11 protein-coding genes are annotated in these 13,065 nt (G+C 41.2%); 10 read left to right on the top strand and 1 reads right to left on the bottom strand.

All coding sequences use genetic code 11. The features are described 5' to 3' along the window. Positions 1–9: 9 nt before the first annotated feature. The 7 genes from preA (at position 10) to ald (ending at position 9,007) form a co-directional block, all read left to right on the top strand. The gene (gene preA, locus ACGTNH_RS13765; RefSeq protein WP_394587452.1) at positions 10–1,296 is read left to right on the top strand and encodes an NAD-dependent dihydropyrimidine dehydrogenase subunit PreA; all 1,287 of its coding nucleotides are present in this window, start codon (positions 10–12) and stop codon (positions 1,294–1,296) included. Positions 1,297–1,327: 31 nt separating this feature from the next. Beyond that, positions 1,328–2,746: a dihydropyrimidinase gene (hydA, locus tag ACGTNH_RS13760; RefSeq protein WP_394587451.1), complete on the top strand. Its 1,419-nt coding sequence runs from the start codon at positions 1,328–1,330 to the stop codon at positions 2,744–2,746. A 107-nt stretch (positions 2,747–2,853) separates the two neighbouring features. After that, entirely contained in the window at positions 2,854–4,347 is a 1,494-nt protein-coding gene (locus ACGTNH_RS13755; RefSeq protein WP_394587450.1) for an NCS1 family transporter, read from the top strand. A 26-nt stretch (positions 4,348–4,373) separates the two neighbouring features. Beyond that, a complete protein-coding gene (locus ACGTNH_RS13750) occupies positions 4,374–4,604 on the top strand; it encodes a hypothetical protein (protein WP_394587449.1) in 231 nt (76 codons plus the stop codon). 128 nt (positions 4,605–4,732) lie between these two features. After that, positions 4,733–6,325 carry a PucR family transcriptional regulator gene (locus ACGTNH_RS13745; RefSeq protein ID WP_394587448.1) on the top strand — a complete coding sequence of 531 codons (1,593 nt, stop codon included), beginning with the start codon at positions 4,733–4,735 and terminating at the stop codon, positions 6,323–6,325. 181 nt (positions 6,326–6,506) lie between these two features. Continuing rightward, positions 6,507–7,847, top strand: coding sequence for an aspartate aminotransferase family protein (locus tag ACGTNH_RS13740; protein WP_394587447.1), 1,341 nt, complete (start codon positions 6,507–6,509; stop codon positions 7,845–7,847). Between the two features lie 29 nt (positions 7,848–7,876). Then, a complete protein-coding gene (ald, locus tag ACGTNH_RS13735) occupies positions 7,877–9,007 on the top strand; it encodes an alanine dehydrogenase (RefSeq protein WP_394587446.1) in 1,131 nt (376 codons plus the stop codon). 113 nt (positions 9,008–9,120) lie between these two features. Here ald and ACGTNH_RS13730 read toward each other — a convergent pair whose 3' ends face one another. Continuing rightward, positions 9,121–10,290, bottom strand: coding sequence for an MFS transporter (locus ACGTNH_RS13730; RefSeq protein WP_394587445.1), 1,170 nt, complete (start codon positions 10,288–10,290; stop codon positions 9,121–9,123). A 103-nt stretch (positions 10,291–10,393) separates the two neighbouring features. Between ACGTNH_RS13730 and ACGTNH_RS13725 the strand changes: the two genes are divergently transcribed. The 3 genes from ACGTNH_RS13725 (at position 10,394) to ACGTNH_RS13715 (ending at position 12,954) form a co-directional block, all read left to right on the top strand. Continuing rightward, complete coding sequence (locus ACGTNH_RS13725) at positions 10,394–11,164, top strand: class I SAM-dependent methyltransferase (RefSeq protein ID WP_394587444.1); 771 nt, start codon at positions 10,394–10,396, stop codon at positions 11,162–11,164. Between the two features lie 99 nt (positions 11,165–11,263). Then, positions 11,264–12,484, top strand: a complete 1,221-nt coding sequence (locus tag ACGTNH_RS13720) for a hemolysin family protein (protein ID WP_394587443.1) — start codon at positions 11,264–11,266, stop codon at positions 12,482–12,484. Between the two features lie 122 nt (positions 12,485–12,606). After that, positions 12,607–12,954: an avidin-fold protein gene (locus tag ACGTNH_RS13715; RefSeq protein ID WP_394587442.1), complete on the top strand. Its 348-nt coding sequence runs from the start codon at positions 12,607–12,609 to the stop codon at positions 12,952–12,954. The last annotated feature ends 111 nt before the right edge of the window (positions 12,955–13,065 follow it).

Below are 13,065 nucleotides of genomic sequence, written 5' to 3'. Positions count from 1 at the left end.
CGTAATAGAATGGCAGATTTGAGACTAAATCTTGCAGGAATAGAATCTCCCAATCCCTTTTGGTTAGCTTCTGCTCCTCCAACGAACTCAGGATATCAAGTACAGCGTGCGTTTGAAGCGGGCTGGGGGGGAGCTGTTTGGAAGACATTAGGAGACCCCATTTTAAACGTATCTTCTCGTTTTGCCGGGGTAAGTTTTAACGGACAGAACATGGCTGGCTTTAACAATATTGAATTAATAACCGACCGTCCGCTTGAGGTCAACTTAAAAGAAATCTATGAAACGAAGAAACGTTTTCCAAACCATGCGATTATCGCATCTTTAATGGTTGAGCCAACCCAGGAGAAATGGCATGAGATTGTGAAGCGGGTAGAAGAGGTTGGAGTGGATGGATTAGAGCTTAACTTTGGATGTCCTCACGGGATGGCAGAACGCGGGATGGGTGCCGCTTCCGGACAGGTACCAGAACTTGTTGAGAAACAAACGATGTGGGCAAAAGAAGCGGCCGAAACGCCGGTTATTGTTAAGCTTACGCCAAACATAACAGATATTACCTTCACAGCCGAAGCTGCCGTTCGCGGCGGAGCGGATGCTGTAAGTATGATTAATACCATTAACAGTTTAGCGGGTGTGGATATTGACACGTGGGATACGATTCCAAACGTGGCAGGCAAAGGAGCTCATGGAGGATACTGCGGTCCAGCGGTCAAACCAATCGCCCTTAACATGGTCGCGGAGTGTGCCCGTCATCCAAATATCAACGTGCCGATCTCAGGAATGGGCGGTGTGTCAAGCTGGCGTGAAGCCGTTGAATTTATGCTTATGGGAGCTACGGGTGTACAAGTATGTACGGCTGCGATGCACCATGGATTTAACATTGTAGAGGATATGAAAGATGGATTAAATAATTATTTAGATGAGAAAGGCATTGGCTCTGTCATGGACCTTGTTGGAAAATCGGTTGAACGATACTCTGACTGGGGCAATTTAGATCTAAACCATCAGATCGTTGCGAAAATCAACAATGACGTATGCATTAACTGTAATAAGTGCCACATTGCCTGTGAAGATACGTCTCACCAATGCATTGATATGCTGAAAGATGAAAATGGAAACGACATCCTGCGTGTACGCGAAGAAGATTGTGTGGGATGTAATTTATGTTCCATCGTCTGTCCAGTCGATGGAGCCATTGATATGATCGACTACGATAACGGCGAACCGCCGATGACGTGGAACGAAAGACAGGCGGCTATTGGTGCCACTGCATCATGTGACGTGAAATTAGTAAAGTAATTTAGTTTCAACATATACAAGGAGGGCTACGATGAAGAAAATTATTAAAAATGGAGTTATTGTGACGGCATCCGATACGTTTAAAGCAGACATTTTAGTTGAAAATGAAAAGATTGTGTTAATTGGACAAGATTTATCCGATCCCGGTGCAGAAGTCATTGATGCAGAAGGTCACTACGTTTTTCCAGGAGGAGTAGATCCGCACACGCATTTAGAAATGCCTTTTGGCGGTACAGTCAGTAAAGATGACTTTGAAACAGGGACGATAGCGGCAGCATTTGGCGGAACGACAACAGTCATCGATTTCTGCTTAACGAACAAAGGGGAACCCCTTCAAAACTCAATTGATCAATGGCATGCGAAGTCGAGAGAAAAATCAGTTATCGACTACAGTTTCCATTTGATGATTGGTGAAATCAATGATGCAGTTATTGATCAATTACCGAGCGTCATTGAAGATGAAGGAATTACATCGTTTAAAGTTTTTATGGCTTATAAAAATGTCTTCCAGGCGGATGATGAAACACTTTTCCGTACGCTTGAAGAAGCGAAAAGGCTTGGGGCCCTGGTCATGGTGCATGCGGAGAATGGAGACGTTATTGATCACTTAGTGAAAAAAGCCCTGCAGGAAGGGAATACGGATCCGATTTATCATGCGCTGACACGTCCTCCTGAAGCAGAAGGGGAAGCGACTGGGCGTGCAGCTCAGTTGACGGGGCTGGCCAATTCGCAGCTTTATGTCGTACACGTATCATGTCAGGAAGCGGTTGAAAAAATCTCTGAAGCACGTAAGAAGGGGTATGAGGTATGGGGGGAAACATGTCCTCAATATTTAGTGCTTGATCAAAGTTATCTGGAGAAGCCGAACTTTGAAGGAGCCAAATACGTTTGGTCCCCTCCATTGCGAGAAAAGCATAACCAGGAAGTGTTATGGAATGCATTGAAAAATGGTGAACTTCAAACGTTAGGATCTGACCAATGTTCGTTTGATTTTAACGGGCAAAAGGATTTAGGCAAAGGAGACTTTACGAAAATCCCTAATGGCGGACCTATTATAGAAGACCGTGTGAGCATCCTTTTCTCAGAAGGGGTGAAAAAAGGAAGAATCACGTTAAATCAATTCGTTGATATTACTTCTACGCGAGTGGCGAAAACATTTGGTTTATTCCCTCAGAAAGGCACTATTTCTGTCGGAGCAGATGCTGATATCGTTATATTTGATCCGAAAGTAGAACGTACGATTTCGGTGGAGACAAGCCATATGGCAGCAGATTACAATCCATTTGAAGGGATGGAAGTGACAGGCCAGCCAATAAGCGTATTATCCCGCGGGGAGTTTGTTGTTCGTGATAAAAAGTTTGTTGGCACATTAGGTTCAGGGCAGTATTTAAAACGTGCACGCTATGGTGATTTTAAATTATCCTCCCAAGAACAACTCACTATTAAATAATAATTGATTTTTTAAAGATCCTTAAAATAGAAAAAACTGCTTGGCTTATCGAAAAAGCCAAGCAGTTTATAAAAATTTATAGGTAATAATTAGGAGGATTCCAGTACATGGACAAAAAAGATCAGCATTTAATGTCGCCCGATCTAATGCCAATTCCTCATCGTGAAAAGAAAATTAGTACGCTTGGTTTTTCGTTTATGTGGGTAGGTATGGCGGTCGTTTTAGCAGCTTTTGCTATTGGCGGCGCTGGTGTTCAGTCAATTTCTCTGATGGCCGTTGTTTTAGGAACATTGTTAGGTACGATACTTATTGGACTTGCCATTACGATGACTGCTGATATTGGAATTGAACATGGGATATCCTTTCCTGTTTATATGAGGGCTCCTTTTGGGACGTTAGGTACTCACTTTCCTTCTGTCGTCAGAGGGGTAGCAGCTTCCATGTGGTTTGGGATTAATACTTATTTTGGTTCGACTGCGATGAACGGTATATTAAATATTTTATTTGGATTCGACAGCTGGATCACTTGCTATATCATATTCGCTTTATTTCAATTAATAAACACGGCTTTAGGAATTAAAGCGGTAGAAAAATTTGCTGACTTAGCCGCTCCCGTTATTATCCTGATTGGAATATGGATGTACTACACGCTAGCGGGGTCAGCCACTGAAGCCGGAAGAGATATTTGGTCATGGGTGGAGAGCCCGGTCACAGGTGGCGCGGCGTTCACAGCGTTTGTTGTTGTAGTGGTTAGTAATATGGGATTTTGGGCAACATTGGCTGCAGACGTTTCTTCTATTTCACGGTTCATCAAAGCTCCTAAGTTTGAAAGAAACTGGTTTAAGCGAAATAAAGGGGCTATGGTAGGAAGTTTAATTGCTCTACCCCTTACGCAAACCTTTATCGTTGTGCTTGGTGCAGTGTCATATATTTCGGTAGCCAATTATGATCCTGTGGTCGCTTTGCAGGAAGCAGCCAGTGGAATTGTATTAGGAGTGCTGCTGCTGATGATTGTACTGGCTCAATGGTCTACGAACGTCTCTGCAAATATCGTACCGGCTGCTACCATTTTCTCTAATGTAGGAGGACCAAAGCTTCCGTTCTGGGGCGGAGTTTTTATTGCAGGATTGGTTGGCACGGTCATTCAGCCGTGGAGTGTATTCAACCTGTTAATTCCGGTCCTTCTCGTGGCCGCAGCTATTCTTTCCGTAATTGTAGGAATTATTTTTGCCGATTATTATTTGTTGCGTAAAAGAAGGATGAATGTTTATGATCTGTATAAAAAAGAAGGTCAGTTCTCTTATCAAGGTGGAGTAAACTGGGCCGGAATGATTTCCTGGGTAATAGGAAGTATTGCAGCTTACACCTTCAGTAACTACTCTTTCTTTGTTGGGTTTCTCGTAGGAGCGGTCTGTTATTACTTTCTGGCTAAGTACTGGTATTTTAAAAAGTATGTACAGGCGGAGATTGAAAATCCTGATGACAACGAATACCTCGGCATTACGGTGGGTCGTGACTGGGAAATTGGAGAAGCTTTTGTAGAAGAAAGACTGGGTAAGAAAACGGGCACAGAATCAGGTCCGACGAAAATCGACGCCTAATCTGATTAGGGTGAAGGAGGATGAGCATGTCATCTTATCGGGAATTTGCATTAGAAAGAGAAAAGATCGATTTTTTGCTAGAACAGGGATACGTCATGACGGCTGTGACTGAGAATCTAAGCGGGGCATTTATTGAATTCACCTATGAAGGAAATGACCCAAAAAAAGAAGAGAAGGAGAGACTTCAAGTTCTGCATCCAGACTCGCGAAAATATTTTTCTACAATTCTCTTTCAACAGCAGAAACAGCTGAAATAAAAAAATTTATAACAATAGGAAAGAAGAGACGGGAACCGCCGTCTCTTTTTCATGTGGTCTTGAATGCTCCTTCATATTTCATAGATTTTTCTGAATAATTATAGTACCTTTGAATAAGGGGTCATTCTATGAAGAGTCACTTTGCTTTTTCAATACATACCATTTTAGGGAGAGACCATTTTAAATGCGCCAGCGTCGTAGCAGGAAACAAAGGACTGGACCGCCTGGTCAAGTGGGTTCACGTATTTGAAATTACTGAGGTTAGAGAAAATTTAAAAGGCGGAGAACTCGTCCTGTCCACTGGGTTTGGCTGGAAAGAAAACGATGAGCTTTTCCTTTCGTTATTAGAGCAATTGATTGAAAGAAACGTAGCCGGCCTATGCATTGAACTAGGAAGTTTCATTCACAAGATTCCTGAGGCAGCCATTGCTTTGGCCAATAAACATGATTTTCCCATCATTACGTTTGAAGAGGAAGTATCTTTTGTAGAAATCACGCAGGATATTCATTCAGACTTAATTAATCAACAGTACGAGCTCATTACAAATTTAGAAGATTACTCGCAGCGATTAAATAAAAAGCTGCTCTCGATTGACAACTCTTTTGAAATTCTTAAATACTTACAGCAATATTTAAACTGCCAGCTCGTTTATATACCGAATGATCATCAGGTAGTAACGATACCAACTGTAAAAGAGACAGAACGGGAACAATTGAAAGCTGCTGTTGAAGAGGTTAAACCAGCCAACACTAAAAAAATTTTAAAGCAGACGGTTCAAGTGTTTGAAAGAGAATTTGCTACTATTTACTTGCTGTCTAATGAGAGAGACTTTGGTGAGTTTGAATCTCTTTTATTAGATCGCACAGCTACAGCTTTAGCTCAATATTCGCTGCGTGAACTTTACACGGAAGAAAAACGGAAAGCGGAAGAAACGGAGTGGATGCTCGAATGGCTGCAAGGCGTCCACAGCCTCGATGAAATTAATGAGCACCTTACTGTTTACAAAATGAACGGTGCCCTCTCAGGAGCCATTGTACTTATTGTTAAAATAAAAACGGAGAAGAATGAACCTTTACATACAGACGTGACTTACTTAAATATGTTGATCCAAAATGTATTTGATCAAAATGGATATTTTGTTTTTCCAGTAGAGAAGCGTCACCTCCTTACGTTTATTCTCTTAAATAAAGAAAGCGAAATAGATTGGAAAAGCCGAACGGCCAAAGGTATCGAAAGGCTGGAAAGGATATTGGAAGATGCTCATGTTTCTTCTTTTCAAATCGCAGGGGGCAAGTATGTAAGGCGTCTGGATGAGCTTCATAAAAGCTTTAATACGGCGAAAGAAACGTTATCGATTCAAGGGAAAGTCCCGTCCGGGCAGTCTAAATATTTCTATGAAGATATGCATATGTATCGATTAATCTCTATTGTACATAAGCATAGTGATTTAAACAGCCTTATAAATGAGTATTTGGAACCCATCATTGAATATGATCAGAAAAATAATACGAACTTGCTTCAAACCTTAAAAGTATATTTAGAATCTAATGGTTCCAAAAAAGAAACAGCTAAAAAGATTTTCGTCGTCCGTCAGACGCTGTACCATCGTTTAGAAAAGCTGGAGCAGCTGTTAGGCAAAGATTTTATGGAAGCGGAGAAAAGACAAGTAATTGAATTTACCCTCCTAGCTCACGAGTATCAAAAAACAATAAAAAAGTAATGTCTGTCCTTTCCGGGCAGGCTTTTTTTATGAGAAGCATCGAATGGAATATATTTGTAGTCATTATGTGAATGTTTAAAGTGATTTGTTTGACAGTATGTCTAATGATAATATCCGTCTGATATTAGATAATTAAGATAATTCTAACAATTATTTTAATTACTATGAGGGGGGAGCTCCGTTGACAAAAGCTCAAGTGACTCAAGACGTACTTGCAAAAGATGAGAAGTATGTATGGCATTCAATGAAGCCTTACACACCTGAGGCTACAATGGTGGCAAAAAGTGCAAAAGGTTCCTGGATTACTGATATAGATGGAAACCATTATTTAGACGCAATGTCCGGGTTGTGGTGTGTTAACGTCGGCTATGGAAGAGAAGAATTAGCAGAAGCAGCTTATGAACAGTTAAAAGAATTATCTTATATGCCGTTAACGCAAAGCCATGAACCTGCCATTCAATTAAGTGAAAAAGTGAGTGAGCTTTTAGGCGGCGATTATGTTGTATTCTTTTCAAACAGTGGATCTGAAGCAAACGAAGCAGCTTTTAAAATTGCTAGACAATACCATCAGCAAAACGGTGATCTACACCGCTATAAATTCGTTTCCAGGTACCGTGCCTACCACGGAAATTCTACAGGAGCTCTGGCAGCTACCGGCCAGGCTGAACGGAAGTACAAATATGAACCATTAGGAACAGGGTTCCTTCATGTCTCTCCGCCAGATACATATCGAAACGATCATAGCGAAAAAGACAGATGGGGCGCTGAGCCAATTGACCAAGTAATGACGTGGGAGATGAGCGATACGATCGCCGGAATGATCATGGAGCCGATTATTACAGGTGGAGGCGTGATTGTTCCTCCAGAAAAATATATGGCGGAAGTTCAAGAAATCTGTCAGCGTCATGGAGCCCTGCTGATTGCAGATGAAGTCATTTGCGGTTTTGGGAGAACAGGGAAACCGTTTGGGTTTATGAACTATGGGGTGAAGCCGGATATAGTGACAATGGCTAAAGGCATTACGAGTGCTTATTTACCTTTATCCGCTACAGCAGTGAAGCGGGAGATTTATGAAGCCTTTACAGGTGAGGAACAATATGACTTCTTCCGTCACGTCAACACGTTTGGAGGCAACCCCGCAGCATGTGCCTTAGCTTTAAAGAACATTGAGATTTTGGAAAAAGAAAAACTATTTGAGCGCTCCAGGGAACTGGGAGAAAGGATAAGGCAGGAGTTTACAGATCGTTTCCAGAACCATGAGAATGTAGGTAACGTTCGAGGAAAAGGACTGCTGATTGGCATTGAGTTAGTAGAAGACAAAGCAACCAAAGCCCCGCTTGAAGGAAGTAAAGTGAACAGTGTCATTGCGTACTGTAAGAAAAAAGGCATTCTTATCGGAAAAAACGGTATGACTGTGGCTGGATTTAATAACGTTCTCACGATTGCTCCGCCTTTATCGATTGAAGAAGAAGATCTCATTTTGTTAATCAATACGTTGGTTGATGGAATTAAACAGTTATAAGCTGCAACATGTCCCTGGAGGTGATATCCATGCGAATAGGCATTCCTAAAGAAATAAAAAATAGTGAAAACCGCGTCGCTATCACACCCGCTGGAGTATTGAGCCTTACGAACGAAGGGCACGAAGTTTTTATTGAAGCCACAGCGGGCACCCATTCCGGATTTTCGGATGAGCAATATGAGGTCATGGGTGCCAGAATCGTAGGAACTGCAGCGGAGGCTTGGGCGCAGGAAATGGTCATTAAAGTAAAGGAACCACTCGCTGAAGAATACAAATTCTTTTACGACGGCTTAATTTTATTTGCCTATCTCCATTTAGCGGCTGAAAAGGATTTAACGAAGGCCCTTGTAGAAAAAAATGTAACCGCCATTGCTTACGAAACGGTTCAGCTGCAAAATGGCATGCTGCCACTGCTCACTCCTATGAGCGAAGTAGCTGGACGCATGGCTACCCAAATTGGAGCGCAGTTTCTTGAGAAACCTAAAGGGGGTAAAGGTGTGCTGCTTGGCGGCGTGCCCGGGGTAAAAAGAGGGAAAGTGACGGTGATCGGCGGAGGTGTTGTAGGAACCAATGCCGTGAAAATTGCGATTGGTTTAGGAGCAGACGTGAACATTCTCGATCTCAATCCTGACCGTCTTCGTCAATTAGACGATTTGTTCGGAACGTCTGTAAACACTTTAATGTCGAATCCTTTAAATGTAGAGGAAGCCGTGCGGGAGTCCGACCTCGTCATTGGAGCCGTACTTATTCCTGGAGCTAAGGCACCTAAGCTTGTAAGTGAAGGTATGGTACGTTCTATGAAAGAGGGTTCGGTGATCGTTGACGTCGCAGTGGATCAAGGGGGGATTGTCGAAACGGTAGACCAGGTGACAACTCACGACGCCCCGACTTATGTGAAACACGGGGTGGTGCATTATGCCGTAGGAAATATGCCGGGTGCTGTTCCGAAAACTTCTACCATTGCTTTAACGAACGTTACAATGCCTTATACAAGTCAAATGGCTGACAAGGGTTACGAGAAAGCATGTATAGAGGATGAGGCTTTATTAAAGGGTATTAATGTAGTAAATGGAAGTGTCACGTATAAAGAAGTAGCCCTTGCTCATCAAATGGATTACGTTGATGTAAAACAAGCGTTACAGGTAAAGTCTATCGTATAAAGCCATCGTCTCACCGCAAGCAAAACGGTGAGACGATGGCTTTTTCAGTGGCTCAAAAAGGAACGGCAGCCCGCTGTTGTTAATGCTTCTCTAGTTCCTAAAGTGATATTCCTCTATTGATAAACTTGTTTTTGAGGAGCCAGACGGTAAATGAAGCGGAAGGCGATAAGTCCAATAGATCCTATGAGCGCAATATAGCCCAGCCACTGATAAAGCACTGAACCGCCAAACGTGTCGATAGTAAATCCACCAAATAAAGCTCCAATAATTCCAGAGAGACCAAAGCTTACACTTAAAAACAGCAGATGACCTGTCGACTGCAATTCATTTGGAACGATATCACTTAAAAACTCTAACGAGGCAACATAAATCACCGCAAAACAGATGCCATGAGTCACTTGAAGGATCAAGATTTCAAATGGCTGTGACGCAGCCGACATTAATAGCCAGCGGAAGCCGTACAGTAAGCTTGCAAAAATAATGAACGTAAGTGGCTGAAACCGTCTAAACCAAAGAGCACTAAAAGCAAAGACAAATGCTTCGCTCATGACCCCGATGAACCATACCCATCCAATTAAACTAGCGTCGCCGCCGATTTCTTTTACATACATGCCTATAAAGTTATCATTTGTACGATGTGTCGTTGTTACAAATAGTACGATGAGTAGAAAGGTGGCCAATTTTTTGTTAAATATGAGTTTTGCCGCATCGGTAAAGGCTACCGGTTTACTGCTGATGGATGCATCCCTTAAGGTGAATCCGACGAGAATCGTTAACGTAACGACGATAAGAAAAGGATATAACAGATTTTCGATGCCGATGATCGAGAGTATTTTACCACTGATTAACGACGTACAGGCAAAACCTACGGATCCCCACATGCGAATTTTTCCAAAAGGAATGCCCCTCTGGATGGATGTTTTCTTGGCAAGATTATCACCCAGTCCTCCAAGAGCAGACATAAAGAGAAAAAAGAATGCACCAATCACAATTAATGACGTAAACGAATTCATCTTAAATAAAAATAAACTGCTTATCAGCAAGCCTGACAAACATAAAAGGAGCGTTTTTTTAACTGTTTTATATTTATCGCTAAAATAGCCCCACATCGGCTGCGAGAATAACCCAATGAAAGGACCGATGGCTAGTAAGAAGCCGATCTCGGAACCTGTAAAGCCTTTATCATCAAAATAAACAGGCAAATAACTAATAATTAAAGTTATAATCGAGTTACTAAAAAATAAGAAAATGCAAAGTAAAAGAAGGGGTTTAGATTGAATCAATGAAGTTGCTCCTTAGTTTTGTAATGGGAATGAAGATACTTCTATTTATGGTACCATGAAATTTGTTATAATTCAGAAAATTAGCTTAACTAAGGAGGTCTTTATGAAACCTGCCGACTTTTCAAAGATTGCAGACGTTTACGACTATAATTCTTTTAGACATGAAGAAATAGGAGTAGATCATACTTTAAAATCATTTGTAAAGGATCAAACAAATGTGGCACCACTTCACGTCTTGGACCTGGCTTGTGGTACAGGCATCTATTTAAATCATCAGAAACGTTATTTTCAGAAGCAGCCAATCAAGTGGTATGGAGCAGATGCGTCAGATGAAATGCTGCATAAAGCGAAAGAAAAGCTGCAGGATGTTTCCTTGACTCAAGCTTTAGCTGAGAATCTGCCTTATAGAGATGAAGTTTTTCATTACATATGCAGCAATTATGCGTTTCACCATTTTACAAACAAGGAAACGGCTTTAGATGAAGTGAAGCGCGTATTGAAAAAGGGAGGAGTTTTTAAAATCCACAACATTAATCCATATATGATGAAGAAGTGGTGGGTTTATCACTACTTCCCTGAAGCTTACCAAGAAGATGTAAAACGTTTCTGGCAAGTCGAAGATCTATTTAATGAGCTTACCGAAAGAGGATTCGAAGTTAAGATCGAAAGCAGTTATCGAATGGAAAATGTACGCACGGCCGATTACTTGTCTTACGCAGAAAATCGGGATATCTCGGTATTAACTTTAATAGATGATAAAGCCTACGAGCGAGGGCTGAACCGAATGAGGGGGGATGTCCATATCAATCCTGACAAAAAGATCACCAATGATTTTGCTGAGATCTTTTGTATAGCGAAAAAAAGCGGTAAATAAGGTAAACTATCGTTTCGCTTCCTTATGAATAGGAAATATTCTATAGTAGGAACATACTGTATTTTTTAATAGGGAAATTCCTAAAGGGGGAAGCCATACGTGATCATTGCGATCATATTATTAATCTTTGTTTCACTATTCTTCTCAGGAAGTGAAACAGCTTTAACAGCAACCAATAAAATGAGGCTTCAAACGAAGGCTGGGCAACAGAATAAAAAGGCAGAGAAGCTTTTAAACTTAGTGTCCAGACCTCAAGAGTTTATCACAACCATATTAATAGGAAACAATATAGCGAACATTCTTTTACCTACACTCGTTACGACAATTGCAATTCAATATGGTTTTAGCGTCGGGCTGGCTTCAGCGATTTTAACTATCGTCATCATTATTTTTGCAGAAGTCATACCTAAGTCTGTGGCTGCCGCTTTTCCGGATCGAATAGCTTATATGGTATCACCTATTATTCGTTTCTTTGTCATTGTTTTTAAGCCGATTACGATTGTGCTGAATTGGCTGACGGGAGCCATTACACGAGCTCTTTCTAAAAATCAAGACGAGGAAATGTCGGTTTCTAAAGAGGAATTACGTACGATGGTGGATATTGCAGATTCTGAAGGAACATTTGATCAGACGGAATCTTTTCGTATTAAGGGAGCCCTTGATTTTTATAACTTAAATGTTAAGGATGTCATGAAAACGCCCCGCGTGGAAATTGTGGCGCTGCCAAGTTTTGCCACGTTCGAAGAAGTTCGCGATGTGGTCATTAATAACCCGTTTACCCGATACCCGGTTTACAATGAGGATATGGACGATATTGTTGCGGTGTTTCACTCTAAATATTTGATCTCCTGGTCAACTACAGAGGACAAGCTATTTAAAGAGTTTGTCGATTTTGACCCTTTAATCGTGTATGAGTTTCACACGATAGAGTATGTATTCCGCAAAATGACCAAAGAAAGAAAGCATTTGGCGATCGTCTTAGATGAGTACGGTGGAACAGAAGGCATTCTCACGCACGAAGATATTATCGAAGCCATGATAGGCTTAGAGATAGAAGATGAGATGGATCTTGAAACAGACACATTAGTTGAAAAGGTTACGGAAACAGAGATTATTTGTGACGGTAAAATTACGCTGCGTCGCTTAAATTCAATTTTTGATACCCAAATTCCTGAAGAAGAAGATGTACTTGCAGGGTACTTGCTGAAGGAATGCAATGATTTTCTTGAAGAAGGGGAAGTACTTGAAAGATTAAACCTTACGTTTAAAGTGTTGGAAATTGAAGGACGCATGATACGTAAAGTTCAAATCATTAAATAATTCATAAAGCCTGGTGAGTTTGTCTTGCCAGGCTTATTTCCTTGATTTAAAATTATGAAAACGGAACCAAATAATTTAGAACAAGTTGAAACATATGGAGAGTCCTAAAGGAGAAGTTTTGTATGATTAATTACAATAATCGAACGTTTATGTCAGTTGAAAACTCAGCAAGTGGAGAAGTCTCTTCACGCACCTATTTCCATTACTACCAGGAGGACAATATCGTTTACGCGGATTATGGCGGAGGGGATATTGTAAAGGGAAAGCTGATTGGCATAGTGTATCCTGATGATTCACTGGAGTTCCGCTACAATCATGTGAACATAAACGATGAAATTCGAGGCGGGCAGTGTACATCCATTCCAATGATAGTGGAGGATGGAAGATTAGAATTGCACGAAAGGTGGCGGTGGCTGGACGAGGAACAGACCACTGGGCAGTCGATTATCCAGGAAGTCAAACAGGGTTAAGGACGCTCAATTAAGGGCGTCTTTTTTTAATGAAGTAAATAGGTTTACAAAATTAATAATGTCCCTTATAATTTTAAAGCGTAATGATTACTATTTACGGCGTAAGATCAT

Source organism: Halobacillus sp. B23F22_1, assembly GCF_043497005.1.
GTDB lineage: Bacteria > Bacillota > Bacilli > Bacillales > Halobacillaceae > Halobacillus_A.
Note: the sequence above shows the minus strand (reverse complement) of the source record. Positions and strands in the feature narration are given on the sequence as shown.

What these genes read in the sequence shown, in the direction of transcription:
- preA (WP_394587452.1), top strand. Translation starts at nt 10, where the DNA reads ATGGCAGATTTGAGACTAAATCTTGCAGGAATAGAATCTCCCAATCCC.
- hydA (WP_394587451.1), top strand. Translation starts at nt 1,328, where the DNA reads ATGAAGAAAATTATTAAAAATGGAGTTATTGTGACGGCATCCGATACG.
- ACGTNH_RS13755 (WP_394587450.1), top strand. Translation starts at nt 2,854, where the DNA reads ATGGACAAAAAAGATCAGCATTTAATGTCGCCCGATCTAATGCCAATT.
- ACGTNH_RS13750 (WP_394587449.1), top strand. Translation starts at nt 4,374, where the DNA reads ATGTCATCTTATCGGGAATTTGCATTAGAAAGAGAAAAGATCGATTTT.
- ACGTNH_RS13745 (WP_394587448.1), top strand. Translation starts at nt 4,733, where the DNA reads ATGAAGAGTCACTTTGCTTTTTCAATACATACCATTTTAGGGAGAGAC.
- ald (WP_394587446.1), top strand. Translation starts at nt 7,877, where the DNA reads ATGCGAATAGGCATTCCTAAAGAAATAAAAAATAGTGAAAACCGCGTC.
- ACGTNH_RS13725 (WP_394587444.1), top strand. Translation starts at nt 10,394, where the DNA reads ATGAAACCTGCCGACTTTTCAAAGATTGCAGACGTTTACGACTATAAT.
- ACGTNH_RS13715 (WP_394587442.1), top strand. Translation starts at nt 12,607, where the DNA reads ATGATTAATTACAATAATCGAACGTTTATGTCAGTTGAAAACTCAGCA.